Below are 26,731 nucleotides of genomic sequence, written 5' to 3' on the forward strand. Positions count from 1 at the left end.
TCCCCAGAGAAGCCCTTGGCCTGGATGTGCGGAGCCTCCAGCGGACGGCCCGTGCGGTTGTCGATCACCACGGATACGGCGATGAGGCCACCCTCGGCCATCGCGGTGCGGTCCTCGAGGGTATCCGCGTCCACGTCGCCCATGCGGGTGCCGTCGACGTACAGGTTGCCCACGGTGATCTGACCCACGACCTTCGCGTGCCCATTGTGCAGGTCCACGACCACGCCGTTCTGGGCGAGCGGGACATGCTTCGGGTCCACGCCGGTGGAGATAGCCAGATCGCGGTTGGCGCGCAGGTGGCGCCACTCGCCGTGCACCGGCATCGCATTGCGCGGGCGCGCGGCGTTGTAGAGGAACAGCAGCTCCCCTGCCAGACCGTGACCAGAGGTGTGGACGTTGGCGTCGCGGCTGGTGACGACCGTCGCGCCGATCTGCGACAGCATGTTGATCACACCGAACACTGCCTCTTCGTTACCCGGGACGAGGGAGGAGGAGAGAATGATCAGGTCGCCGTTGCGGACGGTGATCTGGCGGTGCTCCCGGCGTGCCATGCGCGACAGCGCGGCCATCGGCTCGCCCTGGGTACCCGTGGTGATGAGAACCACCTTGTGCGGAGCCATGCGGGAGGCCTCGTCCATGGAGACGATGGTGCCGCGCGGGGCGTTCAGGTAGCCCATGCGCTCTGCGATCTCCATGTTGCGGATCATCGAGCGGCCGGTGAAGGCCACCTTGCGGTTTGCTGCGACCGCCGCGTTCACGGCGGACTGGATGCGGGCCACGTTGGAGGCAAAGGACGCCAGAATCACGCGCTGCTTCGCGTCGCGGATCAGTCGGGTCAGCGTCGGGGCGACGTCCGCCTCGGAACCGGAGAATCCCGGGGTTGCGGCGTTGGTCGAGTCGCAGAGCATGAGGTCCACGCCCTCGTCGCCGAAGCGGGACAGCGCCGGCAGGTCCGTCGGACGGCCGTCGATCGGGGTCTGATCGAGCTTGATGTCGCCAGTGTGGATCACCAGGCCGGCCGGGGTCTTCAGGGCGATGCCCAGGCAGTCCGGGATGGAGTGGTTAACGTTCCAGAAGCGCAGGTCAAACGGGCCGTAGTTCACGTGCGACTGGTCGTTGACCTCGACGATCTTCGGGCGCTGGCGGTGCTCCTGGGTCTTGGCCTGGATGAGCGCTGCGGTGAAGCGAGAGGCAACGATCGGGATGTCCGCGCGCTGCTTGAGCAGCCACGGGATCGCACCGATGTGGTCCTCGTGACCGTGGGTGATCACGAGAGCCTCGACGCGGTCCCACTTATCGTCCAGGTAGGAGAAGTCCGGGAGGATCAGATCCACGCCCGGCTCGCCGCTGGATGGGAAGAGCACGCCACAGTCGATCAGCAGCAGGCGGCCGTCGTACTCGAAGACGGTCATGTTGCGGCCGATCTCGGAGATACCACCGAGGGCGACGATGCGCAGCCCACCCTTGGGCAGGGCCGGTGGCTCCGGAAGGCGCTTCGTCAGGTCAGCGCCCTGCATGGCCTGCAGTGCACCGCGACGACGATCCCCGCCGCGGCCACGGCGGTTGTTGTTACCGTTGCGGCCGCCGGACTTGGACTTGTTTCCACCGCGACCGGAGCTATTCTGGCCACCGCGGTTATCGTCGCCCTGCTTATCGCCGTTGTTGGAGCCCTTGGAGCGACCACGGCCACGGGAGCGGCGGTTGCGGGAACGGCCCCCGCCGTTACCGCCGTTATTGTCGCCACCGTTGTCACGGCCGGAGCGCTGGCCACCCTTGCCGGAGCCCTCGTCGGCGCCGGAGTTCTGGGCCGGCTGCTGGCCGCCGTCGTTGAAGATGGTCGCGGCCTCAGCGTTGCTCACGCGGTTCTTGTCGGCGCGTTCGCGCTGCTGCTCAGCGCTCGCGTTCCCCGCATCGGATTGTGCAGCAGTTTCCGCGCTCGGCGGAGCCGCCTTTCGGGTTACCTTGCGTCCCCGAGAACGATTTTCAGTCATATTATCCTTTTAAACCCCTGCATCCTGCAGGTCTTGTTCCAGCTGATCCAGTTCGGCTGGGTCTACTTCCAAAATTGGTAGGCGCGGTGCACCAACGTCCTTGCCGCGCAGCTTCAGCGCCGCCTTCACCATCGTCACTCCCCCGAGGCGCCCCTGGGCCCGCTCCAGCGGGGCCAGGCTAGCCGCAATCTGCTGAGCGCCCGCCAGGTCGCCCTGATCGTAGGCGTCGCGCAGAGCGCGCAGCTTGTCCGCGGCCAGGTGCCCGATCACGGAGATGAAGCCCGTCGCACCGACCGAAAGGAACGGCAGATTCAGCGGGTCATCGCCGGAATACCAGGCCAGGTCCGTGTTCTGCAGCAACTGCAGAGCCTCCGGCAGCTTGCCCTTGGCGTCCTTGACGGCCTGAATGTTCTCGTGCTCCGACAGCCGCTGGATGGTGTCCATTTCGATGGGGACGACCGACCGGGACGGAATGTCATAGAGGCAGATCGGGAGGTCGACGCTGTCCGCGACCGCAGTGAAGTGCTGAAACAGCCCCTCCTGGCTCGGTCGGGAGTAGTACGGGGTGACGACGAGCAGCGAGTCTGCGCCAGCGTCCTGTGACAGCCGGGAGAGTTCGATGGTGCTCGCGGTGTTGTTCGTGCCAGTGCCGGCGATCAGCTTGACGCTATCGCCGAGCTCGGCGCGAACAGCCTTGAGTAGGTTGATCTTCTCCTCGTTGGTCGTGGTTGGAGATTCTCCGGTCGTACCAGCGAGAACGAGAGAATCGCAGCCTTTATCAACCAGGTGCCCGGCGAGCTCGACGCCCGCCTTCAGGTCGATAGTCCCGTCCTTGTGGAATGGCGTCACCATTGCCACAGAGACCGTTCCGAAGTGTTCAGCACCACGAATTGCTGCATTACCTGTACTCATAGGTATAAAGATTACCTTTCTTCACCAGGTTTGTGGTTATTTGCTGCTCCCCGTGTCCCGTTTCGAGGAACTGATTCACCTGTTTCCAACGCCTCCTCGGCCGCGAACTAAATGTCGCTGACGTAGGGGCTTGTCGCGATCTGGGTCTTATCCCGCAGCTCGGTGATCGAGAAGTCCTCGAAAACCTCCGGCGCGATCGCTTGGAGCTCCACGAGGCACGCGATGGCCACCCGACGAATCTCCGGATCGGCGTGCTCCGTGGCCCGCATGGCGATGAAGTGTCGCCAGCTGCGGAAGTTACCGGACATGACGAAGCGGGTCTCCGCCGCGTTGGGCAGGACAGCCCGTGCCGCCTGTCGGGCTTGTTTGGCCCGCAGCGCCGCATTCACCCTCGCGCTGGCCCCGTCATCGAGGTCCTCGTTGAGGCTATCCAGTATTTCGGTATAGGCGCCGTGCGCGACGTCCGCCGCCTGGAGGAAAAGCCTCTCCAGGTCGGGGTTATCCTGCACGCTGCGTGGCACAACCACCCGCGCCTCGTCATCCGGGACGTAACGCTGGGAAAGCTGGCTGAAGGAGAACATTCGGTGCCGCATCACCTCGTGGGCACAGGAGCGAGACACGCCCCGGAGGTACATGGTCGCGCTGGAGTGCTCCAGTACCGCGAGGTGGCCCACGTCCATGATGTGGCGGAGGTAGGCGGCATTCGTCGCGGTGTGCGGATTGGGCTTATCCCAGGTCTCGTAGCACGCGCGCCCGGCGAATTCGAGGAGCGCGGACGGCCCATCGGTATCCGTTTCCCAGTCGATATCCGCTGGCGCGTGGAATTGGGTGTGCCCGATGAGCTGGACGTCGAGTTCCACCGGTGTTGCCATAGCGTTTTCGCCCGAGCCCTAGTCCAGACCCAGGAACTTCTCGAGGCCGATCGTCAGCCCCGGGTTCTCGGCGATTTTCTCCACGCCAATGACCACACCCGGCACGAAGGACTCGCGGTCGTAGGAGTCCTGACGGATGGTCAGAGACTGCCCGCGGGTACCGAAGATAACCTCCTCGTGCGCCACCATGCCGGTCATGCGCACCGCGTGGACGGGAACCCCCTGGACGTCGCTGCCTCGTGCGCCGTCGAGGGACTGGGCGGTGGCGTCCGGCTGCTCCTCCAGCCCGGCCTCGCGGCGAGCTCGGGCGATCCCCTCGGCGGTGTGCACCGCGGTGCCGGAGGGGGCGTCAAGCTTATTCGGGTGGTGGAACTCGATTACCTCGGCGGACTCGAAGAATGGTGCCGCGATTTCGGCGAACTTCATCGTCAGCACCGCGGAGATGGCGAAGTTCGGGGCCACCAGCACACCGACCTTCGGGGCTTCCTGCAGCAGGCCGCGGACCGTCTCATAGCGCTCCTCGGTCCAGCCGGTGGTGCCGACGACCGCGTGGATGCCGTTGCGGATGCAGAACTCCACGTTGCCCATCACGGAGTCCGGCTGGGTGAAGTCGACGACCACGTCGGTTTTGGTGTCCACGAGCTCCTGGAGGTCATCGCCGTGGTCCAGGGCGGCGGAGAGTTCCAGGTTCGGGTTCTGCTCCACCTCGGCGACGATGGTGGTGCCGACGCGCCCCTTGGCGCCAAGTACTCCTACGCGGATCATGAACTTTCCTTCCTGCCGAAGCGTGCTTGGCAATAGTGTTTCTTTAGCCCCCGGCCGGTGGCCGGGCTTTCCTGATATCAAGACTAATAAGACGAAGCGGGCACCGCGTGATGTGGTGCCCGCTTCAAGCGTTTAAGCGCTTAGTCCTCGTCGACCGGAACCAGGGAGATCTTGCCCCGGTTGTCGATATCGGCAATCTCGACCTGGATCTTGTCGCCAACGTTGAGCTCGTCCTCAACCTTCTCGATGCGACGGTCGCCGCCGATGTTCGAGATGTGCAGCAGGCCGTCGCGGCCCGGCAGCAGGGAGATGAAGGCACCGAAGGCGGTGGTCTTCACGACGGTGCCGAGGAAGCGGTCCCCGACCTTCGGCTGCTGCGGGTTGGCGATCGCGTTGATCTTCTCGATCGCAGCCTCGGCGGCCTCGCCGCCCACGGCGGAGACGAACACGGTGCCGTCGTCCTCGATGGAGATGTTGGCGCCGGTCTCCTCCGTGATCTGGTTGATGGTCTTGCCCTTCGGCCCGATGACCTCACCGATCTTGTTCTGCGGGATGGAGATCTTCGTGATGCGTGGCGCCAGCTCGCTCATCTGGTCCGGCGCGTCGATGGCGTCTTCCATCAGCTGCAAGATTTCGAGGCGGGCGCTGCGTGCCTGGCCGAGCGCGGAAGCCAGCACCTCGGAAGGCAGGCCGTCGAGCTTGGTGTCCAGCTGCAGGGCGGTGACGTACTCGGAGGTGCCGGCGACCTTGAAGTCCATGTCGCCGAAGGCGTCCTCCGCACCGAGGATGTCGGTGAGGCTAACGAACTTCTCCTTGCCATCGACGAGGCCGGAGACCAGCCCCATCGCGATACCGGCCACCGGCGCCTTCAGCGGCACGCCGGCGTTGTACAGCGAGAGCGTGGAGGCGCACACGGAGCCCATGGAGGTCGAGCCGTTGGAGCCCAGCGCCTCGGAGACCTGGCGGATGGTGTACGGGAACTCCTCGCGGGACGGCAGAACTGGGGTCAGGGCGCGCTCCGCCAGGGCACCGTGGCCGATCTCGCGACGCTTCGGGCTGCCCACGCGGCCGGTCTCGCCGGTGGAGTACGGCGGGAAGTTGTAGTGGTGGATGTAGCGCTTGGAGGTCTCCGGCCCCAGGGAGTCGATGGTCTGCTCCATCTTCAGGGTGTCCAGGGTGGTCAAGCCGAGGATCTGGGTCTCGCCACGCTCGAAGAGTGCGGAGCCGTGGGCGCGCGGCAGCAGCTGCACCACGATGCCCAGGTCGCGGATCGAGGTGTGGTCGCGGCCGTCGATACGGAAGCCGTCCTCCAGGATGCGCTGGCGCACGATGGTGCGGGTCAGGTCGTTGTGAGCCGCACGGATCTCGGATTCGCGCTCCGGGAACTGCTCGATCAGCGCATCGACGGTCTCCTGCATGTTCTCCGCGAGGGACTCGTCGCGCTCCTGCTTATCGGCGATCGTCATGATCTGTGCGACGTCAGCATCGCACTCGGCCTCGACGGCGGAGTAGACATCCTCGTCGAACGGTGGGAAGAGCTCGAACTCGCGGGACTCGGTGTCCACCGCGTCACGCAGCGCGTCCTGAGCGGCACAGAGGGTCGCGATGAACGGCTTAGCGGCCTCGATGCCCTCGGCGACCACTGCCTCGGTCGGTGCCGGCGCGCCCTCAGCAATGCGCTCGACGACATTGTCGGTGGCCCCTGCCTCGACCATCATGACAGCGACATTCGGCTGGGACTTCTTGCCCCGGCCACCCTTCGCCGGCTCGGTCACGCGACCGGCGACAACCAGCTCGAAGACGGACTGGGAAACCTGCTCACGCGTCGGGAAGGCCACCCACTGGCCCTCCGGGTGCTCCTCATCCACGACCAGTGCCATGCGCACGCCACCGACCGAGCTGGACACCGGCAGGCCGGAGAGCTGGGTGGATGCGGACGCGCCGTTGATGGCGAGGACGTCGTACATCTCGTTCGGGTCGATGGACATCACGGTGATGACGACCTGCACCTCATTGCGCAGCCCCTTGACGAAGGTCGGGCGCAGCGGGCGGTCGATGAGGCGGGCGGCGAGGATGGCGTCCGTGCCCGGGCGACCCTCGCGACGGAAGAAGCTGCCCGGGATGCGGCCGGCGGAGTACATGCGCTCCTCGACGTCCACGGTCAGCGGGAAGAAGTCGATGCCCTCGCGCGGGGAACGGGAGGCCGTCGTCGTCGACAGCAGCATCGTGTCCTCGTCCAGGTACGCGGTGACGGCGCCGTCCGCCTGTCGAGCCAGCAGGCCGGTCTCGAAGCGGAGGGTGCGGGAACCGAAGTCGCCGTTGTCGATGGTTGCGGTTGCCTCCCAGATCCCTGCGTCCGGGTCAACCATCTCAACGGAGACGTTCTTAGGAAGATTGTTTTTCTTGGAGCTCATAGCGTGTGTGCCACGGCCTTTCATCACAAGAAGCGCCCGTCGCAGTCTTCAGATCATCGGTGCCGAAGGGGCGCTTAGAAGTCGGTCAATATTTCACCGACGAGCCTAGCACGCGCGCAGCAAAAACCCCGCCCGCGTGTGACACGGAGACGGGGTCGGAAAGCTACTGAGAGCCTCGGGGGCGGAAACCACCTCCGGGGACGATCGCTCTTAGCGACGCAGGCCCAGGCGCTCGATCAGGGAGCGGTAGCGCTCGATGTCGGTGGAAGCCAGGTACTTCAGCAGGCCCTTGCGGCGACCGACCAGCAGCAGCAGACCACGACGAGAGTGGTGATCGTGCTTGTGGTCCTTCAGGTGCTCGGTGAGCTGGGAGATGCGGGCGCTCAGCAGAGCAACCTGTGCCTCCGGGGAACCGGTGTCGGTCTCGTGCAGGCCGAACTCCTTGAGAGTTGCTGCCTTCTCGTCCTTGGACAGTGCCATGGATTACTCCTTGTTATTTCAGTCCGCGCTAAAGATTCTTAAAGACTGCCCGAAGGCAGTCCGCGCGACTACCGCGAACCGCAGTCGCTGACCGAGTTACCCTAGCACAGCCTTGCGGGTGGCTGCCACATCGCGGTCGATAGCGGCGATGAGCTCGTCGAGGGAATCGTACTTCTCCTGCCCACGGATGCGGGAGACGAAGCTGACGCGGACCTCGAAGTCGTAGAGATCGGCTTCGTGGTCCAGCACGAAGGATTCCACACTGCGTGGCTCATGCCCGAAGGTCGGGTTCGTGCCCACGGAGATCGCCGCGGGAAGCTTGGCCCCCACCGGCATGGTGCCAACCTTGTCGCTAAGCCTCTGGTGGGACAGCTCCGCCTGGTTCGGCAGGATCTCCAGGTACCCGGCGTAGACCCCGTCGGAAGGCAGCGCGTAGATATCCGGGAAGTACAGGTTCGCGGTAGGAAAGCCCAGCGCCCGGCCACCCCGGCCCGCACCGTGGGTGACCACGCCCTCCACGGTGAACGGACGGCCCAACGCCTCCGTCGCGGCCTCCATGTCCCCCTCGGCGATGCGCTGGCGGATCCAGGTCGAGCAGACCGTGTGGTCGTCCTCCGAAAGCAGTGGCACCACGTCCACCGTGAAATCCCGGTGCTGGGAGACCTCACGGAGCGTGTCCGGGGTGCCGGAGGCCTTGTGGCCGAAGGTGAAATTCTCCCCCACCACGACGTGCTTGGCCCGCAGCGTGTCGAGCAGCGCCCGGTCGATGTATTCCTCTGGAGACCAGGAAGCGATTTCCGGGGTGAAGGCCTGGACAACGACGTGGTCGATTCCGAGGTCCATCGCCAGCTGGGCGCGCTCCTCCACCGTGCCCAACAGCTTCGGAACGGATTCCGGCTGGAAGACCACGGTCGGGTGCGGGTCGAAGGTAAACATCACCGCGGGGACGCCGAGCTCCTTGGCCTTGGCCACGGCTCTGTTAATCAGCTCTTGGTGCCCGCGGTGCACGCCGTCGAACACACCGATTGTCACGGCTGCGCCGTCGAGGTTGTGGGGAACACGATCAAGCCCGTACCAGATACTCACGTTGGGGATCTTAACCCATAGACTGGCGCCATGGCTCAAAAGCACTCCCCTTCCGAAAGCACCCGGCGTTCTGGCGACCAGGCGGCCCCCGCCACCGATCGGCCGTCGGGAACCCCTAGCCTGCTCGACCGTTCCGGGCTGATTATTCTCGACAAGCCAGCGGGGGCGAGCAGCCACGACATGGTCGCGAAAGTTCGCCGGATCATGGGCACCAAGAAGGTCGGCCACTCCGGAACTCTGGACCCCATGGCCACCGGTGTGCTGGTGCTGGGCATCGAGCGGGGTACGAAGTTCCTCGCCCACGTCGTCACGCACGATAAGCGTTACGAGGCGACGATGGCCTTCGGAGCCAGCACCGTCACCGACGACGTCGAGGGTGAGGTGCTGCACACCGCGGATACGACCGAGATCGATTTTTTCACCGCTGAGGGGATGACCGCGCGGCTCGGCGAGATCTTCGCGGAATTCCAAGGGGAGATCATGCAGCGGCCGACCTCCGTGTCCTCCATCAAGATCAATGGACGCCGCGCCCACGAGCTGGTCCGGGAGGGCAAGGAGGTCGACATTCCCCCTCGCCCGATCACCATCCACTCCTTAAGTTTCTCCGATATCCGTCGGGAAGAAACCCCGCAGGGGCCTCGCTGGCTGGTCGATGTCAGCGTCCACTGCAGCTCCGGGACGTATATCCGCGCCATTGCCCGCGACGTCGGCGAGGCACTGGGATTGGGCGGTTACCTCACCGCGCTGCGCCGCACCAGCGTGGGGCCGTTCGATATCGCTGAGGCCGTCACCCTCGAGGAGCTTGCCGACACCCCGGAGCTGAGCTTGAGCCTCGATGCTTCGATGCAGGTCTGCTTCCCCACCCGGCCGATCACCGAAGAGCAGGCGGCGGACCTGGCGCTGGGTAAGTGGCTGGAGCCAATCGGGTTGAAGGGCGTTCACGCGGCTGTGGATCCGCAGGGCCACGCGATCGCGCTGATTAAGGAGAAGGGTCGGCGTGCGGCCAGCGAGTTCGTCGCCCGCCCCCACGGGTTGGTTTAGGCGCGCACGCCCGCCATCGTCAGCGCGTAGCCCTCAGCTGCTGACCACAGGCCCTCGATGGCGGGAACCGGAGCGTTCCCGACGAGCAACCGGGCCTTAAAGCTCCCGTCCTCGCGGAGTTCGATGCGTGCCTGGTCGAAGTCCAGGAACTGCTGTGTCAGCGGATACCAGGCCTTGTACACCGCTTCCTTCGCGGAGAAGAGCACCACTCCCAGGGATCCCTGGCCATCGTGTCCACGGCCCAGGCGGCGGGACAGTCGCCGCAGGCCTGCACGCTCCTCCGGGCTCGCGATCGTTGCGAACACTCCCTCCGGGAGCGGGGTGAGCGGCTCGGCGTCGATGCCTAAGGAACCCCAGCGACTGGCGCGCCCCACCACGGCCGCCCGGTAGCCGGTGGTGTGCGTCATCGAGCCGACCACCGGGGCGGGGAACTCCGGCATCCCCCGGTTGCCACGCAGGATTGGTTGATCCGGGATGAACTGCTCCATCGCGCGGTGGGCACACCACCGGGAGTCCCCGAATTCCGCCTTGCGCCGGTCCACCGCGGTGGCGACGAGCTCCTGCTCCACGACGGGCAGACCCTGGTAATTGCGCAGGTTTTCAGCCGAGGAGTGATACTCGACGCAACGCACCCCACTCAGCAGGCGCCCGGGTTGAAGCAGGGAGGGCACCCGCTGAAACTGGTGGTCGTAGGCCTGAATCGGCTCGGTCTGATGCGATGGGATCAAAACGTCGTTCCACATTGCCTACTGCCCTCCTCGTCTTTCCTCGTTCTCAGTTTTGGATCAGATGTGCGCGGGGTACTCATGACCGGATAGGGCCACAGGGACATTTTTTGCCGGGGAGGCAAGCTGCGTTTACGCTCCCTCGGATAGCCCAGGGAAACTTCCACATGCGGCACACCATCAACTTCAATACCTAAAGGTATGTGAAGATGCCCGTGAATAACAGTTGCCGCACGATAACGCTTAGCCCACTGCTGGGTGTGCCGGGTACCGGAGAACAGCCCAATCTCGGGATATCGCACACGCCGCAAGGATTCCTGCGCCAGAGGCCAGTGGTTCACGAGCACGGTGGGGCCAGTGACTTGCCCCAGACGGCGCACCGAATAGGCCAGGCGTTCCCGGCACCACTGCGGGATGTCCACGAAGGGCCGGATCATGTAGTAATCACTAAAGACCAGGCCTTGCGCCTTCGCTTCGTCGATCGCTTCCTCCGGGGTGGCGGTCAGATCGCGCCAGGAGTGATCGTAGAGAGTGAATAGGGGGACGATGGTGTGCCCAGCGAACTGCTGATAAGGATCCTCCGGGGTGTAGATCCCAATGCGCCGGCAACGACGGATGAGCTCCTCATATCTCGCCTTCCCCACCGGCCCGTGGCCCGCACCGGCGTAGAGCTCGTGGTTGCCAGGCGCGTAGATCACCTTCGCGAAGCGCTGCCGAAGCTCGCCCAGCACGTCGACCACGACGTCCAGGTCTTCGGCGACGTCGCCTGCCACGATCAGCCAGTCCTCGGGGTTGCGGGGCCGCACCAGGTCGACGACGAGATCGCGGTTGCCGCGGGCTCCCACGTGCAGGTCGCTGACTGCCCACAGAGTCACCGCATCCTGCCCCTCTTCCGCCTCTGCACCGCCGGCGACGGCGGCGGTGTAAGCGAACTGCGCTGCCAGCAAATCATCTGCGCCCTGCATGCCCACCATCTTCATCGTCCGTCGTTATCCGGCCCGCGACTTAATCGTCGCCCAGCCACGCTTAAATCCTATTGCCAAGGAAAGTTCCCAGAAAACTCAACCCTACGCTGCCTCACCGAGGCTTTAAGAAAGAGCAAGGTCAGCCGCGTGGCACTCTCCCTCTCCCGTTAGCCTGCCGTGGCACCCTGGGCGCTTCGCTCCTCCCGCTGATCAGCGCTCACCGTCCAGGCGTTACCGCGGTAGCGCCACAGAACCGCGCCGAAACGGATCAGCATGAAAGCTGCCAACCCCGCCCATACCCCGATCAGGCCCACGTCGAAAACGAGGCTCAGCCAGACCAGTGGAATGAAGCCGATGACAGCCGCTGCGATGCTGGCGTTGCGCAGGAATGCCACGTCCGCAGCACCCAGCAGCACCCCGTCCAGGGCGAACACGGCACCGCCGGTCACGATGATGGAAACGAAGACCCACCACGGTCCACCAATCTGATCGAGCACGGGAGCGTCGGCCGTGAAGAGCTGGGGAACCACCTGCGACCCCAACCCAAAGAACACCGCCAGCAGCACCGAAGCCCCCAGCGAGAACTTCAACACCTGGCGCGCCACGGAGCGGGCCGCACGCGCCGAGCCAGCGCCCAAAGCGGCCCCCACCAACGCTTGGGCGGCAATCGCGACACTATCCAGCAGCAGGGACACGAGATTCCACAGCTGCAGCAGGATTTGGTGAGCGGCCAGCGCCGGGGCCCCAATCCGCCCGGCCACCGCCGCTGCGGAGAGGAATGCCGCTTGGAAGGACAGAGACCGGGCGATGAGGTCGCGCCCCATCGCCAGCTGCGTTCGGATCACCCTCCCATTGGGACGCATCGAGCGGTGATCCCCGAACTTGCGCCAGTGAAACACCAACGCCCCCAGGAAACACGCGGCGATGATGAGCTCACCGGCGACGTTTGCGATCGCGGAGCCCACGAGGCCCCAGCGGCGCACGGCCAGTGGGACAGTCACCGCCATGGGGATGACCCCGGCCAGCGTGAAATAGAGCGGGAGCCGGGTATTGGAGAGCCCCCGCAGCCAGCCGTTACCCGCCATGATGAACAGCGCGGGAATCACCGACAGGCTGGTGACTTTAAGCCAGTTGGTGGCCTCGGCAGCCACCTCGGCGTCCCCGGATAAGGCAAGGGAAATGGCCGGGGAGAAAAAGAACAGACCCACCGCGAGCACCGCCCCAACGCCGAGTGCGATCCAGGATGCCTGAATGCCCTCGTGGACAGCATCGGTAGTGCGTCCTGCCCCGTAGTGCCGCGCGGCGCGGGCCGTGGTGCCGTAGGAAAGAAAGGTCAGCTGCGTGGTGACGGTGCTCAGCACCACCGCGCCCGTCGCGAGTCCAGCCAGGGAGGTCGCCCCGAGCCGCCCGACGACGGCGGTGTCCAGCAACAGGTACAGCGGCGTGGCTGCCAGCACGATGAGCGCTGGCCAGGCCAGCGCGAGGATCTTTCGGGTCCCGACGTCCTCAAACTCCTGCAGCGTTGTGGGCTCCTGCACCGTGGCTTTCCTTCAACTCCCTCTTCTCGGCACGATTCTTCCGCGCAGCACCCAGCAGCCAGTTCAGGGCGCCGGGGCTGCGCAGGCAGCGCTAGTCGCGCTCCTTATAAGGGTTTGCCTCGCCCGCCGGCTTGGCCTGGGCAGCCTGGGCACGCACGGCCTCGTCCTTCGCACGAGCCTCGGCGAGCAGCTTCTCCATGTGAGCGGACGCCTCCGGGACGGTGTCGTGCACGAAACTCAGGGTCGGCGTGAAGCGGACGCTGAGCTGGTCGCCTACGATCTTTCGGAGCTGGCCCTTGGCGCTCTCCAGCGCGGCAGCAGCCAGCGGAACATCCGGCTCCTCGTCGATGGATGCGCCACGGACGGTGTAGAACACGCTGGCGTCGTGCAGGTCACCAGTCATCCGGGTGTCCGTGATGGTCACGTACTCCAGGCGTGGGTCCTTGATCTCCCGCTCGATGGCGACGGCGACGATCTGCTGGATGCGTTTGGCCATGCGCGCGGCGCGAGCATTATCAGCCATGATGTGGCACTCCTTTTCGGGCGGGGCCTTCACGGTCCCGCCGGGTAGTGATGTAAAAACGGCAAAAGCCGGGCGCTGCCCCGCCGCCCCCGTTTCCGGGATTGCGGCGGCCTAGCAATCGCCCAGCTTAGCTAACCGGTGTTGACCAGTTAGTCGCGAGGGACCTCGACCATTTCGTAGGCCTCGATCCGGTCGCCGACCTCGATGTTCGGGTAAGACAGCACCATACCGCACTCGTAACCGTGCGAGACCTCGGTGACGTCGTCCTTCTCCCGACGCAGCGAGTCGATCGTCGCGTCCTCGGAGATGACCTTGCCATCGCGGACAAGGCGTACCTTGGCGTTGCGGCGGACCTTGCCGGTCTCCACCATGCAGCCTGCGATGAGGCCGACGGCGGAAGCCTTGAAGATCTGGCGGATCTCCGCGGTACCGATCTCCTTCTCCTCGTAGATCGGCTTGAGCATGCCCTTGAGGGCAGCCTCGATCTCCTCGATCGCCTTGTAGATGATCGAGTAGTAGCGGATGTCCACGCCCTCGGCGTTGGCCGCCTCGGTGGCCTTGCCCTCGGAGCGGACATTGAAGCCAATGATCACGGCGTCGGAGGCCGCAGCCAGGTGGACGTTGGTCTCGGTGACAGCACCGACACCACGGTCGATGATGTTCAGCGCGACCTCGTCGTCGACCTCGATCTTCAGCAGGGCGTCCTCCAGTGCCTCGACGGTACCGGCGTTGTCGCCCTTGAGGATGAGGTTGAGCGTGCTCGTCTCCTTGAGCACCTCGTCCAGGTCCTCCAGGGACACGCGCTTGCGGGAACGGGCTGCCAGCGCGTTACGACGGCGGGCGTCGCGGCGGTCCGCGATCTGGCGGGCCGTGCGGTCCTCGTCGACAACCAGGAGGTTATCGCCAGCACCAGACACGCTCGTCAGGCCGAGAACCTGGACCGGGCGGGACGGGCCAGCTTCCTGGACGTCGTTGCCGTGCTCGTCGATCATGCGGCGCACGCGGCCGTAGGCATCGCCGACGACGATGGAGTCGCCGACGCGCAGGGTACCGCGCTGGACGATGATCGTCGCGACCGGGCCGCGGCCACGGTCGAGGTGTGCCTCGATGGCGACACCCTGGGCGTCCATGTCCGGGTTGGCGCGCAGATCCAGGGACGCGTCCGCGGTCAGCAGGACAGCCTCCAGCAGCTGGTCGATGTTCTGGCCCTGCTTCGCAGAGATGTCAACGAACATCGTGTCGCCGCCGTACTCCTCCGGCACGAGGCCGTACTCGGTGAGCTGGCCACGGATCTTGTCCGGCTGTGCGGTCGGCTTATCGATCTTGTTCACCGCGACCACAACCGGGACGTCCGCAGCCTTGGCGTGGTTGATCGCCTCGACGGTCTGCGGCATCACGCCGTCGTCAGCAGCGACGACGAGGATCGCGATATCCGTGGACTTCGCACCACGAGCACGCATTGCCGTGAAGGCCTCGTGACCCGGGGTATCCAGGAAGGTGACCGGGCGCTCGACGCCCTCCATGTTCACGCTGACCTGGTAAGCGCCGATGTGCTGGGTGATGCCACCGGCCTCGCCGGAGCCCACGTTCTCCTTACGGATGGTGTCCAGCAGGCGGGTCTTACCGTGGTCGACGTGACCCATGACGGTGACGACCGGCGGGCGCTGGGCGAGGTCTTCGTCGTCGCCCTCGTCCTCACCGAACTGCAGGTCGAAGGACTCGAGCAGCTCGCGGTCCTCGTCCTCTGGGGAAACGACCTCGACCTTGTAGTCCATCTCGTCGCCCAGCAGCTGCAGGGTCTCGTCGGAGACGGACTGGGTGGCGGTCACCATCTCGCCGAGGTTGAAAAGCGCCTGCACCAGTGCTGCTGCGTCAGCGTTGATCTTGTCCGCGAAGTCGGCCAGGGAGGCGCCACGGGCGAGGCGAATCTTCTCACCGTTGCCGCTCGGCAGCTTAACGCCGCCCACGACCTTCGGTGCCTGCATTGCCTCGTACTCATTGCGTTTCTGACGCTTCGACTTACGGCCGCGGCGCGGTGGACCGCCCGGACGGCCGAATGCACCTGCGGTGCCGCCGCGACGTCCGCCGCGACCGCCACGTGGTCCCGGACCACCTGGGCCACCCGGACCACCCGGGCCGCCTGGGCGACCACCACGGCCACGACCGCCGCCGAAACCGGCTCCAGACTTGGCGGGCATCTGACCCGGGCTCGGGGTGGCTGGCATCATCGCCGGGGATGGACGACGGCCACCGCCCTGGCGTGCTGCCCCCAGCTTCGGGGTGCCCTGGCCACGGCCCTGACCTGGGCGAGCTCCCGGGCGTGGCGCCTGGCCACGGCCGGCGCCGCCACGGGTGCCGCCTGGGCGAGGCATGTCACCTGGGGTGGCTCCGCTACGCGGGCGCGGTGGGCGCTCGGTGGTGGAGGAAAACGGGTTATTAGCAACCCGCTGCGGGCGCGCGCCCGGCTTCGGACCTGGCTTCGGGCCCGGCTTGCCCGCGGCGCGAGCAGGCTTCTGACCCGGCTTCGCGGCCGGCTTCGGTGCAGCCTGGCCCGGCTTTGGCGCAGCCTCAGCCGGGGTCGGGGTCGCCTTCGCTGCCGGTGCAGCCTTAGCTGCAGCGGCAGGGCTTGGCTTCGCGCTTGGCTTGGCTGCCGCGGTACCCGGCTTCGGCGCAGCCTTCGGCTTAGCCGCAGGCTTGGCACCCGGCTTCGGACCACGCTGGGTGCTGTCCGGAACGCTGCCAGCCTGTGCCAGCGGGGACGGCGGCGTCGTCGGCTTGGACTCCTGCGCGACGCCGTAGAACTGCTTCATCTTCTTGACGACAGGGGGCTCCACGGTGGAGGAGGCTGTCTTAACGAATTCTCCCTGTTCCTTCAGGGTTGCAAGGAGTTCCTTGCTGGTCACACCGAGCTTCTTTGCAAGCTCGTGTACACGTAGCTTTCCGGCCACTACTCTCCTTCGATATTTCGGAGCCGGTGGCCTTATGCGGAAAGGCTACGTCCGGCTCCCTTTAACGTTTCTGGTTCATCGCTGATGCCGCTTCATCGTGCGCTCATCAGTTCAGAGTGCTTTCAAACATGTCGGGCTCCGTCAACTGATAAATCGTTAACTGTCCATGGAACGTTCAACACGGCGGGTCAATGTTCTTGAGACCCTTCGCGTCCCAGCACCGCCCATAACTCATCGAAGTCCGGCGTCACTGAGCCCAATCGCAGGGCGCGGTGGAATCGCCGTTGTTCGATGGCCTTCTCGAGGGCCTCTGCGGTGGGGCTAAGCCACGCGCCGCGACCCGGGAGCCGGCCGTGAAGATCTGGCACGATGCGGGTTGTCCCGTCGTCGCTGTGCTGGGCTACACACCGTAGGAGCTCGGCGGTGGGCTTCACCTTTCGCGTGGCGATGCACGTGCGCAGTGCGACGTGCGCCGTGGTCTTCCGCGCGAGCGCAGGGTCCACAGCCGATTCGGCGTGCGAGCCTTCGCGTTTCGCTCGGTCCTCCACAAGCTCACTTTCTCTCGAGCAGCACAAATGCGTGGTCCAGCACGTTGACCAGCCCCCAGTCTACGTGAAAAGCCTGTTAGGGGTTAACCCACCCCCATTTCAGCGTTGTGACAGTTCCCTGCGCTGATCCCCGTTACCCACCCCTCAATGACTCCCCGGCCCCGCCGGATCCGGCGGGGCCACCCTAGCGAGCCTCCCCCACGTTGAACGTCAGCGGCGCTAGTTCGCCTGCTCGCCCTCGCTGGCCGAGTGCTCCTCCGGCGCGGCGTCGGACTTAATGTCGATCTTCCACCCGGTGAGACGCGCGGCGAGGCGAACATTCTGCCCCTCCCTACCAATCGCCAGCGAGAGCTGGTAGTCCGGAACGACCACGCGAGCGATCTGCTGCTCTGCGTCGATCACAGTCGAGGAGACGAATTTCGAGGGCGAGAGCGCATTGCCCACGTACTGCGCCGGGTCGTCGGAGTAGTCGATGATGTCGATCTTCTCGCCGCCGAGCTCAGCCATGATGGCCGACACGCGCTGGCCGCGCGGGCCGATGCACGCGCCCTTGGCATTGAGCCCCTTGATCGTGGCGCGGACCGCGATCTTCGTGCGGTGACCCGCCTCGCGGGCGATAGACATGATCTCCACGGAGCCGTCGGCGACCTCCGGAACCTCGAGCTCGAACAGCCCGCGAACCAGCTCGGGGTGAGTGCGGGACAGGCTAATCTGCACGTTGCGGTCGGCGTGCTTGATGACGTCCGTGACGAAGGCCTTCACGCGGGTGCCGTGCTTGAGCACCTCACCGGGGATGTGCTCGGCGGGCAGGATCTGGCCGTCGATGCCGTCAGCCTCGGTACCGATGTGGACCACGGTGATGCCGCGCTCGTTGGCGCGTGCGTCGCGGGTGACGACACCGGAGACGATAGTGTGGCGGATCGGCGAGTACTCGTCGTAGCGCTGCTGAACGCGTGCTCCCCCGATTCGTCGGCGGATCGCCTCGCGCATCGCCAGCGCCGTGGTGCGGTCGAAGTTCTCCGGGGTCTCGTCCAACCGGCCGGTGACGTTGCCCTCCTCGTCGCGCTCCACCTGGTAGATCGCCACTGCACCCGAGGTGGGGTCGATCTGGACGTCCACCTCGCCGGCGAAGGCGCTCTGGTTGCGGTAAGCCTCCTTCAGGCCGTTGGCGATGGCGTGGATCAGTTCGTCGACCGGTACGCCCTCCTGCCGCTCGATGGCGCGCAGCGTAGCAAGATCAATATTCACTTGTACTCCTCATCGACTTCTTGTCGCTTAGGCTTCGTCACTCTTCGCGAGCTCATGGTACTCGGCCATGGTCAATCCGAGTAATTCCTGCTCGGCCGCTGGCGCGGATGAGAATTCAACCTCGATGGTGGACCCGGCCAGCTCAGCAAGCGGGTAAATCTGCACCGGTGCCTGCGGGGTCTTCTTCCCCGCATTCTTGCCCTGGGACTTCTTCCCGGTCTTCTTCTTGGCTGCTGGCAGGATCGCGACCTCGTCATTCTCGACGCCCGCGATGCGCCCCTTACCCCCTCCCGGAAGGTTGGCGAGTCGGCCAAGGTTGCGCTGGAAGTGGCGAGCCTCTCGCAGCGGGAAGTCCAGCCCAGGGGTCGTCACCTCGAGGGTGTAGCTCGGCCCGAGGTCAATCTGCTGTGCTTCCTCGGCCGCATCAAAAGCAGCGCCAATCAGCTGAGAGGCTTCCTCGAGCAGGTCGAGGTCCGGGCGTTCGTCCGCGTCCACGGCGATCTTCACGCTGGACTTCGCCCCAGCCCGGGTAAAGGTGAGTTTTTCCACATCCAGTCCGCACTTTTTCGCCTCGTCGGCTGCCAATGCGCGGAGCTTTTCATCAAGAGCGGTTCCCATGCCTTGCACCCTACCCGCCAGTGCGGTGCCCAGCGGAATGTGTGGCACCATAGTGGCTGTGAATCCGGACTCTCCTCAGAATCAAAGCCTCCACCTCCCCGAGCGCTCTAGCGCCTCCCCAGCCCTCACTCGGCGTGGCGTGCTCAAAGCCGGGGTCGCGGGGGTTGGGGCGGTGCTTGCGACGGGCCTGCTCTCGGCCTGTGGCATCGACGAGGCTTCCGAGGCGCTTAACCGAGTGCGCGGTGGCTTCCAGCCCAATGAGCAGCTGCGCTCAATCGGAGCGGTGATGCGCTCGGCTCTGGATCGGGCCGACGCTGAGGAAGCGGATTTTATCCGCCGCCAGATCGGAGTTCTCGAGAAAGAATTCCTGCGCCAGTGCGGTACCGACGATGAAGGCCAGCGGGACCCGCAGTGCAGTTTCGAGGACGCAGACGGTGGCGGCAGCGGTGACTCCTCCACTTCCAGCACCGCGGCGTCCTCTACCGACGAGAGCTCCGGGACCAGCAGCACAAAGAAGGGCAAAGATTCCGTGGCTGAGCGCAGGCAGCTCTTCGCCGGTATCCAACGCGAGCTGCTGGGCGCCATCGAAAACCCGGATTTACCAGACGCGGGCGCCCACGAGAAGGACTCTCATGGCCGCACCGTGACCCGGCAAGAGTTCCAGACTCAGCTGCTGGTCGGCCTCTACGGCGCAACCGCACCCGTCGCCGGTGCGCCACAGCGCGAGGATATCGCCGAGCTGCTCGAGGATCCTGAGGTCGTGGGCCGCGGGAACACTAAGGCGCTCGGTGAGGATCTGAAGGAAGCCCTGAACAGCGTCTACGGAGCGATCCAGGCCGCCGGGGTCGCGCTGGCGGCCGACGACGGCTCCGCACGCAAGCAGCTGGCAGCCGCCGGAGATGGTGCCCGATTGGCCCGCGACGTCGTCACCGCGATGATCACGCCCGCCGCAGACGACAGCACCGAGAAGCCTGAAGACGCGGAAGGGGCCTATGAGCCCCCTGCCGGCTTCGGCGTATCGAAGGCCACCGCGGCCCCCGCGAGTGCCAAGGAAGCCCCCGCTTTCCTACACGCCGCGCTCGCCGCCCCCCTTTCCCAGCTACGCCTACTGGCCGGCCGCGCCGAAACCGGCCCACTACGGCTTGCGCTGGCCCAGACGTGCGCAGCACTAAGTCGCGCCCAGGGCCAGCTGGAACTGGCGCAGGAGCTTGGGCCCGAAGCAGTGGTCCTGCGAGGTGGGGACTAGCCGCGCCACCACGCAGCCCCTCTTATCCCCTGAGTTAACCCCCATCGTTTGCCCACGCCCCCTGCTGGCGTGGGGTTCGTTTTTAGGCCCGGGCGGCCTTCGTGATGACGTCGACGGCGTCCGCGAAGTCGATCTCGGAACGCTCGTCGTTCAGACGATCGCGCAGCTCGACTTTGCCCTCGGCGAAGCCGCGGCCAACGACCACGACCTGCGGCATGCCCAGCAGCTCGGAGTCCTTGAACTTCACGCCCGGGGAGACCTTCGGGCGATCGTCGAAGAGCACCTCCAGGCCCGCGTCCGACAGCGCCTCGGCGAGCTCGCGCGCAGCCTCGCCCGCGGCCTCGTCCTTGTTGGCGATGACCACGTGGACGTCGTAGGGGGCGATGCTGCGCGGCCAGCGCAGGCCCTTCTCGTCGTGCATCTGCTCGGCGACCACGGCCAGCAGGCGGGAGACGCCGATGCCGTAGGAACCCATCGTCGGGACGGTGCGTCGGCCGTTCTCGTCCAGGATCTGAACGTCGAAGGCCTCGGTGTACTTCCGGCCCAGCTGGAAGATGTGGCCGATCTCGATGCCGCGGGACAGGGTGAGCACGCCCTTGCCATCCGGGGAAGGGTCGCCCTCCCGAACCTCGGCGGCCTCAACATGACCATCCGGGGTGAAGTCGCGGCCCGCGACGAGGTTGGAGTAGTGACGATCCTTCTCATCCGCGCCAGTGATCCAGGCGGTGCCCTTGACCACACGGGGATCGGCGAGCATGCGCAGGTCGTTATCCGCGAACGTGCGGGGTCCAACGAAGCCCTTGACGAGGAAGGGGTACTTCTTGAAGTCCTCATCATCAGCCAGTTCGACGACAGCCGGCTCCAAAGCGGCTTCGAGACGCTTCATGTCGACCTCGCGGTCGCCCGGCACGAGGACGCCCGTGAGCTCAGGCGCGAAAGGCTTGCCGTCCTCGTCCTCGCCTGGGCGGGTGACCTTGCACACGATGCACTTCAGGGTGTCCTTCGCCTGCACCGGCGCCCCGTCGACGGTCAGGCCCGCCTCGTTGGCCCATTCCACGAGAGTCTCGATGGTGTCGGTGCCGGGACTTTCGTGGCTAACGGCCTCCGGCTTGTCCTCGACCGACTCCTCAGACGGCGGAATGGAGACGACCGCCTCCACGTTGGCGGCGTAGTCGGACTCCGTGGAACGCACGAAGGTGTCCTCGCCGTCCGCGGCCACCGCGAGGAACTCCTCGGAGGCCGAGCCGCCCATCGCGCCAGAGGTCGCGTAGCAAATGACGTACTCGATGCCGAGCTCGTCGAAGATCCGCTGATAGGCCTTGCGGTGCAGCTGGTAGGACTCATCCAGACCTTCGTCGGTCATGTTGAAGGAATAGGAGTCCTTCATGACGAACTCGCGGCCGCGCAGGATGCCGGCGCGAGGGCGGGCCTCATCGCGGTACTTGGTCTGGATTTGGTAGAGAACCTTCGGGAAATCCTTATAGGAGTTCAGCTCCCCCTTGACGAGCCAGGTGAACAGCTCCTCGTGGGTGGGGCCGAGCAGGTAGTCCGCCTCCTTGCGGTCCTTGAGGCGGAAGAGCTCAGGACCGTATTCGTCCCAGCGCCCGGTGACCTCATAGGGCTCCTTCGGCAGCAGCGCGGGGAACATCAGCTCCTGGCCACCGATGGCGTCCATTTCGCGGCGGACAACGTTTTCGACCTTGCGCAGCACGCGCAGGCCCATGGGCAGCCAGGAGTACACGCCCGGTGCGACACGGCGGATATAACCGGCACGGACGAGCAGCTTGTGGCTGGCGAGTTCTGCATCAGCTGGGTCGTCGCGCAGCGTGTGCAGGAAGAGGGAGGACATGCGGGTAATCATGATGCTTAGCCTACAGCCCCGCGCCTGCATGGCAGGCCACCGGCTAGCATGTTTTCATGCTCATCATCCTGCCTCCTTCGGAAAGCAAAACAGTGGGCGGCCAGCCCGGCCCGGTTGCCGTGGATCAGCTGGCCTTCCCCGGGCTAGCACCAACCAGAAAACACCTGCTCAGCACCCTTGAGGAGATGGGCTGCAGTTTCCTTGCGGCCCAAGAAGCACTGTCGAAGGACTCGAGTTCTGCAGAAGCCGCAGAAGAGCGGATTCGCTCCTTAGACAAGATGATCGGGATCCGTGCTACTCAGCACGCTGAGCACGAGTCCAACGCCGCCGTCGCTTCCTCCGAGCTATTGCCCGCGGTGGAGCGCTACACCGGGGTGGCCTACGATGCCCTCGATCCGACGGGGCAACGCACCGGCCGGCCCCTCCCCGCCGACGCACGTGCGAGGCTGGCGATCGGCTCCGCGCTCTTCGGGGTGATCGCTGCCGATGACTTGATCCCCCGCTATCGGCTCTCCGCCGGCTCCAAGCTGTTCGTGGACGGTGAGGCCCGCACTCTGCGGTCCCAGTGGACGAAGCCGGTCGAGGGCAACCGCATCAGCGAGGAGCTCGCACGCTGGCGGGAGGATCGCGCCGCCGACACGGACGGTACTGGCGGCGGGATCATCGACCTGCGCTCCGGCGACTATAGGGACCTCGGGAAAATCCTGGGAGCGGTGAGCTTGCGGGTGGAATCCGAGTACCCGGACGGCAGCCGCAAGGTCGTCAGCCACTTCAACAAGCACTACAAGGGGCTGGTAGCCCGAGAGCTGGCATTGGCAGGCGGCCACCTGCCCGCTGACCCGCAGGGAACCGGCGAGCTGGCGGAGGCCTTCGCCCACCGCATCGGCGAGGTAGAGGCCTTCGTCGAGGCGAATTTCCGCACGGAGGTCCCCGACCCGGGCGAGGTCACGCTCATCGTTCCGGCCGACTAGGCGGAAAGCCCCTCCCCTCTTCGCTCAGCTAGAAAGCCGCGGCCAAGCCCTTGATCCGGCGCTCGTTGACCCGGCCGATCACGATGATCGCCGGCGGCTTGATTCCTTCTGCCTCGATCGTTTCCCCCAGGGACCCAAGGGTGGTTTCCTTGACCCGCTCGCCATCGATGGAGGCCGACTCGATGATCGTCACTGCCTGCTCGCGGTCGCGTCCCTTGGCGATGAGCTCAGCCGCGATCGCCCCGGCGTTTTTCACGGCCATGATCAGCAGCAGCGTGCCAGTCAGCCCAGCCAACGCCTCCCAGTTCACGAGCGACTTCTCGTGGCCCGGAGACACGTGCCCGGAGACAATCGTGATGTCGTGCACCCAGCCGCGGTGGGTCAGCGATACGCCGGCCAGCGCTGGCGCGGAGGTCGCGCTCGTGACCCCTGGGATCACTGATACCGGCACGCCAGCGGCCGCGCAGGCTTCGGCCTCCTCAAGCCCGCGGCCGAAGATGAAGGGATCCCCGCCCTTCAGGCGCACCACCCTCTTGCCCTGTTGAGCAGCCTCGATGAGCATCTCGTTGGTCTTCTCCTGAGCGACCTGCTTGCCATAGGGGATCTTGGAGACGTCCACGAGTTCCACCCCGCGCTCGGCGGCCTCCTCGGCAAGGCTGAAGGGGCCCAGGTGGTCGGCGAAGATGATGTCGGCACCCTCGATAGCTCGCTTCCCTGCGACGGTGATCAAGCCCTCGCCGCCGGGGCCGCCGCCCACCAGCGTCACGGTCCCCGCTTTGGGGCGCTCGTGATCCCTATCTCCCGCATTCTGCGCTTCCCCAGTCCCGCCCCCGAGGTTATTGACCGGCACGCCGTGCTGCTCAGCTGCTGCGATCAGTTCCGCCGCCCCCGGGGTCTCCGCCGGGAGCACGACGAGGGCGGTGGTAGCCCAGTCAATCTCCGACGCCGCTCCGGCAGCGCAGGTGGTGACGATGGCGCCTGCGTCGCTGCAGCGCTGGGCGACGAGCGCGGCATCGGGACTACCGGCCGGGACGAGGACGTGGACGTTGCGCAGAGAAATACTCATAAGCACAGCATAGTAGACCGATCGGTCTAGAATCTCAAGCCCCCACCAACAGCGCAAAACCGCCCGACCCGAGGACAGTCCTCTCGGGCGGGCGGGCGGCCTGCGGGCAGCGGAAGCTACTTAGCCAGCTTCAGCGCCTTCTGGGAGCGATCCCACTGCTCCTGGAACAGGGCCTCGTTCTTCACCAGGCGCTGGCCGTAGGACGGGATCATCTCGCGCAGCTTCGGAGCCCACTCAGCCATGCGGCCACCGAAGCAGCGCTCCAGCACCTCGAGCATGGCAGCCGGGGCGATGGAAGCGCCCGGCGAGGCGCCCATCAGGCCGGCGATGCTGCCGTCGTTGGAGTTGATCAGGGTTGTACCGAACTCCAGGGAGCCGAACTTCGGGGCGCCGATCGGCTTGATGACCTGGACACGCTGACCTGCGATGACCAGCTCCCAGTCCTCGTCCTTGGCCTCCGGCATGTACTCGCGCAGGGACTCCATCTTCGCGGTCTGGTCCTTCAGCAGCTCCTCGACCAGGTACTTGGTCAGGCCGAACTCCTGCAGGCCAACACCGATCATGGACGGCAGGTTGCCCGGACGCAGCGACTTGAACAGGTCCAGGAAGGAACCGGACTTCAGGAACTTCGGGGTCCAGCCGGCGTATGGGCCAAAGAGCAGGCCCTTCTTGCCGTCGATCACGCGAGTGTCGAGGTGTGGCACAGACATCGGCGGGGCACCGACAGAGGCCTTACCGTAGACCTTCGCTGCGTGCTTCTCGATGAGCTCCTCATTGGTGCAGCGCAGCCACTGGCCGGAGACCGGGAAGCCACCGTAGCCCTTGATCTCCGGGATGCCGGCCTTCTGCAGCAGCGGCAGCGCCATGCCGCCGGCGCCGACGAAGACGAAGTTGGCGGTGACGACGGAGGTGTCGCCGGTGTGGCGGTTCTTGACGGAGACCTTCCACTTCGCGCCGTCGCGCTTGAGATTGACAACCTCGCTGCCGTAACGCACCTCGACGCCCTCAGCGGTCAGGGCGTCGACGTACTGGCGGGTCAGCGCACCGTAATTAATGTCGGTGCCCTCCTCGAACCAGGAAATCGCGGTCGGGGTGTTGAAGTCGCGGCCCTCCGCCATCAGCGGCAGGAACTCGCGGAACTTCGTCTCCGAGTCCGAGAACTTCATATTCGGGAACAGCGGGTTATCCTTCAGGGCCTCGTAGCGAGCCTTCAGGTAGTCCACCTGATCCATGCCCTGCGCAAAGGAGACGTGCGGAACCCGGTTGATCCACTCAGACGGCTCGCCCAGGATGTCGTTCTCCACGAGGTGGGACCAGAACTGGCGGGAGACCTGGAACTTCTCGTTGACACCGACAGCCTTGGAGACGTCGATCTTGCCGTTGACCTCCGGCGTGTAGTTCAGCTCGCACAGCGCGGAGTGGCCGGTGCCTGCGTTGTTCCACGGGTCAGAAGACTCGGCGGCCGGGGTGTCCAGGCGCTCGAGAATCAGCTGGCTCCATTCCGGCTGCAGCTGCTTCAGCATCACAGACAGGGTGGTGGAGATTACGCCGGCGCCAACCAGCAGGACGTCGACGGTATCGTTTTGAGAACTATTCGTTGCCACGGTTTCCTCAATCCTTCACGGAAGAAAGCTTTTTCACGCTTCTTCAACCATACGCCTGTGCCTTTTCGATCCATATTCAAGCCTGCCCTTATACCCCTGAAAAGTTGAATATGATCGATCCCGATGAATGATTCCACAGCTATGAATAACGCCCCGGTCCAGGGTAACAACACCTCCTCCCGGCAACTGGCCGATGTCCTCACCGATGCGCGAGGCGCGAGCGTCGCAGAACTGACCTTCGGGCCGGATCTTCTGGGGCCGGGATTCGGGGTCCACTACGTCGAGATGGGCGACGATCCTGACGGCGAGACCCCGGTGCGTTTCGCCCTCGTCCGCTACTCACCCGCCGACGCTGGCGGGTCGCCCGCCGCGACTGAAGGCTCAGACCAGGCTCTCAAGTTTTACGCGCGTCCCGCCCTACTCTTCGTCCACGGGATGACGGATTACTTCTTCCAGGACCACGTGGCCCGCTTCTTCCACGAGGCCGGCTACGCGGTCTACGCCATCGACATGCGCAAGTGCGGCCGGGCTTGGCGGGAAGGCCAGACCTGGCACCACGTCACCAGCCAGGCAATCTATGACGAGGACCTCTCCATCGCGCTGGGGCTCATCGGTACTGCCCACCCGACCGTCGTTCCGGTGGGACACTCCACCGGCGGGCTGGACGTCACCACCTGGGCCGGCCGCCTCAACGCTGCCGCTCAGCGCGATCCTTCCGGCGCGGAGGCCGGGCTGCACGGCATGCTCGGCGCCGTCGTCGGCAACTCCCCCTGGTACGGCATCCAGTTCGACGGCCTCGTGGGCTTCGTAATCAAACGGGTCTTCCCGCAGCTCGCCAAGGTCGCCCCGCACATTCCCCTGCCGGAGGGAATCAACCCTTCCTATGGGCACTCACTGCACGCCGATTACGCGGGCGAATGGGACTACGACCTTGAGCTCAAGCCCATCGAGCCACGCAAGAAGTACGTCAGCTGGATGGCCGGTGTGGTCCGCCAGATCGCGGAGCTCGAGGCGGGCCGCTGCGACACCGGCCTGCCGACCCTGGTGCTCACCAGCGACGGCCACTACTTCGGGCGCGGGCTCACGGAAGCTACCTACCTCAATGACCCGATCCTCAAGCCGGAGCAGATGTGGCAGACCGCGCCGAAGGTCTCCCCTCATGCACACATCGAGGTCATCACGGACGCCACCCACGATGTCTTCCTCTCCCGCCCAGCGGTGCGCCATCGAGCCCTGAATGCGACCGCCGACTGGCTGGCTTCCCAGGGCATCGCCGGCAACTAACCGGCAGCGAGACTGGCCCGTGGCC

22 protein-coding genes are annotated in these 26,731 nt (G+C 65.5%); 4 read left to right on the plus strand and 18 right to left on the minus strand.

Annotated features, from left to right (window positions below; translation table 11 throughout):
- The 7 genes from Q1V78_RS07445 to Q1V78_RS07475 all read right to left on the minus strand — a co-directional run.
- Positions 1–1,991 (minus strand): ribonuclease J (locus tag Q1V78_RS07445; RefSeq protein WP_300613204.1); only part of this gene is annotated, 1,991 nt, incomplete at its 3' end.
- A 9-nt stretch (positions 1,992–2,000) separates the two neighbouring features.
- On the minus strand, positions 2,001–2,903 hold the full coding sequence (dapA, locus tag Q1V78_RS07450; RefSeq protein ID WP_300613206.1) for a 4-hydroxy-tetrahydrodipicolinate synthase: 903 nt from the start codon (positions 2,901–2,903) through the stop codon (positions 2,001–2,003).
- 107 nt (positions 2,904–3,010) lie between these two features.
- The gene (thyX, locus tag Q1V78_RS07455) at positions 3,011–3,775 is read right to left on the minus strand and encodes an FAD-dependent thymidylate synthase (RefSeq protein WP_300613208.1); all 765 of its coding nucleotides are present in this window, start codon (positions 3,773–3,775) and stop codon (positions 3,011–3,013) included.
- Positions 3,776–3,793: 18 nt separating this feature from the next.
- Complete coding sequence (dapB, locus tag Q1V78_RS07460) at positions 3,794–4,540, minus strand: 4-hydroxy-tetrahydrodipicolinate reductase (RefSeq protein ID WP_300613210.1); 747 nt, start codon at positions 4,538–4,540, stop codon at positions 3,794–3,796.
- Positions 4,541–4,680: 140 nt separating this feature from the next.
- The gene (locus tag Q1V78_RS07465) at positions 4,681–6,954 is read right to left on the minus strand and encodes a polyribonucleotide nucleotidyltransferase (protein ID WP_300613212.1); all 2,274 of its coding nucleotides are present in this window, start codon (positions 6,952–6,954) and stop codon (positions 4,681–4,683) included.
- Between the two features lie 210 nt (positions 6,955–7,164).
- Positions 7,165–7,434 carry a 30S ribosomal protein S15 gene (gene rpsO, locus Q1V78_RS07470; protein WP_070759039.1) on the minus strand — a complete coding sequence of 90 codons (270 nt, stop codon included), beginning with the start codon at positions 7,432–7,434 and terminating at the stop codon, positions 7,165–7,167.
- Between the two features lie 96 nt (positions 7,435–7,530).
- Positions 7,531–8,520 (minus strand): bifunctional riboflavin kinase/FAD synthetase, encoded by a 990-nt coding sequence (locus tag Q1V78_RS07475; protein WP_300613214.1) that lies wholly within the window; start codon positions 8,518–8,520, stop codon positions 7,531–7,533.
- A 30-nt stretch (positions 8,521–8,550) separates the two neighbouring features.
- On the opposite strand from Q1V78_RS07475, the gene truB reads away from it, so the two are divergent.
- Positions 8,551–9,561 (plus strand): tRNA pseudouridine(55) synthase TruB, encoded by a 1,011-nt coding sequence (gene truB / locus Q1V78_RS07480; protein ID WP_300613216.1) that lies wholly within the window; start codon positions 8,551–8,553, stop codon positions 9,559–9,561.
- Here truB and Q1V78_RS07485 read toward each other — a convergent pair.
- The 8 genes from Q1V78_RS07485 to rimP form a co-directional block, all read right to left on the minus strand.
- Positions 9,558–10,304, minus strand: coding sequence for a 4'-phosphopantetheinyl transferase (locus Q1V78_RS07485; RefSeq protein ID WP_300613219.1), 747 nt, complete (start codon positions 10,302–10,304; stop codon positions 9,558–9,560). The genes truB and Q1V78_RS07485 overlap by 4 nt on opposite strands.
- Positions 10,286–11,251, minus strand: a complete 966-nt coding sequence (locus Q1V78_RS07490; protein ID WP_300613221.1) for a metallophosphoesterase — start codon at positions 11,249–11,251, stop codon at positions 10,286–10,288. Before Q1V78_RS07490 ends, Q1V78_RS07485 begins: the two co-directional genes overlap by 19 nt.
- 167 nt (positions 11,252–11,418) lie before the next feature.
- On the minus strand, positions 11,419–12,789 hold the full coding sequence (locus Q1V78_RS07495) for an MATE family efflux transporter (protein ID WP_300613223.1): 1,371 nt from the start codon (positions 12,787–12,789) through the stop codon (positions 11,419–11,421).
- A gap of 91 nt (positions 12,790–12,880) precedes the next feature.
- A complete protein-coding gene (rbfA, locus tag Q1V78_RS07500) occupies positions 12,881–13,312 on the minus strand; it encodes a 30S ribosome-binding factor RbfA (protein WP_070759044.1) in 432 nt (143 codons plus the stop codon).
- A gap of 149 nt (positions 13,313–13,461) precedes the next feature.
- Positions 13,462–16,260 carry a translation initiation factor IF-2 gene (gene infB / locus Q1V78_RS07505; protein WP_300613226.1) on the minus strand — a complete coding sequence of 933 codons (2,799 nt, stop codon included), beginning with the start codon at positions 16,258–16,260 and terminating at the stop codon, positions 13,462–13,464.
- Positions 16,261–16,448: 188 nt separating this feature from the next.
- Positions 16,449–16,808, minus strand: coding sequence for a YlxR family protein (locus tag Q1V78_RS07510; protein ID WP_367279560.1), 360 nt, complete (start codon positions 16,806–16,808; stop codon positions 16,449–16,451).
- A 219-nt stretch (positions 16,809–17,027) separates the two neighbouring features.
- The gene (gene nusA / locus Q1V78_RS07515; protein WP_300613228.1) at positions 17,028–18,056 is read right to left on the minus strand and encodes a transcription termination factor NusA; all 1,029 of its coding nucleotides are present in this window, start codon (positions 18,054–18,056) and stop codon (positions 17,028–17,030) included.
- 27 nt (positions 18,057–18,083) lie between these two features.
- A complete protein-coding gene (rimP, locus tag Q1V78_RS07520; protein WP_300613230.1) occupies positions 18,084–18,674 on the minus strand; it encodes a ribosome maturation factor RimP in 591 nt (196 codons plus the stop codon).
- Between the two features lie 172 nt (positions 18,675–18,846).
- Between rimP and Q1V78_RS07525 the strand changes: the two genes are divergently transcribed.
- Positions 18,847–19,920 carry a hypothetical protein gene (locus tag Q1V78_RS07525; RefSeq protein ID WP_300613232.1) on the plus strand — a complete coding sequence of 358 codons (1,074 nt, stop codon included), beginning with the start codon at positions 18,847–18,849 and terminating at the stop codon, positions 19,918–19,920.
- Between the two features lie 82 nt (positions 19,921–20,002).
- On the opposite strand, the gene Q1V78_RS07530 is transcribed toward Q1V78_RS07525, so the two are convergent.
- Positions 20,003–21,781, minus strand: coding sequence for a proline--tRNA ligase (locus tag Q1V78_RS07530; RefSeq protein WP_300613234.1), 1,779 nt, complete (start codon positions 21,779–21,781; stop codon positions 20,003–20,005).
- A gap of 56 nt (positions 21,782–21,837) precedes the next feature.
- Between Q1V78_RS07530 and Q1V78_RS07535 the strand changes: the two genes are divergently transcribed.
- Positions 21,838–22,752, plus strand: a complete 915-nt coding sequence (locus Q1V78_RS07535; protein ID WP_300613236.1) for a YaaA family protein — start codon at positions 21,838–21,840, stop codon at positions 22,750–22,752.
- A gap of 28 nt (positions 22,753–22,780) precedes the next feature.
- Here the strand turns inward: Q1V78_RS07535 and cobA are convergent, their stop codons facing one another.
- On the minus strand, positions 22,781–23,818 hold the full coding sequence (gene cobA, locus Q1V78_RS07540; RefSeq protein ID WP_300613238.1) for a uroporphyrinogen-III C-methyltransferase: 1,038 nt from the start codon (positions 23,816–23,818) through the stop codon (positions 22,781–22,783).
- Between the two features lie 116 nt (positions 23,819–23,934).
- The gene (gene mqo, locus Q1V78_RS07545) at positions 23,935–25,422 is read right to left on the minus strand and encodes a malate dehydrogenase (quinone) (protein WP_300613240.1); all 1,488 of its coding nucleotides are present in this window, start codon (positions 25,420–25,422) and stop codon (positions 23,935–23,937) included.
- 123 nt (positions 25,423–25,545) lie between these two features.
- Between mqo and Q1V78_RS07550 the strand changes: the two genes are divergently transcribed.
- Positions 25,546–26,706 (plus strand): alpha/beta hydrolase, encoded by a 1,161-nt coding sequence (locus tag Q1V78_RS07550; RefSeq protein WP_300613242.1) that lies wholly within the window; start codon positions 25,546–25,548, stop codon positions 26,704–26,706.
- Positions 26,707–26,731: the final 25 nt, after the last annotated feature.

The sequence above is a fragment of the Corynebacterium sp. genome, assembly GCF_030152825.1.
In the GTDB taxonomy this organism is placed as follows: domain Bacteria; phylum Actinomycetota; class Actinomycetes; order Mycobacteriales; family Mycobacteriaceae; genus Corynebacterium.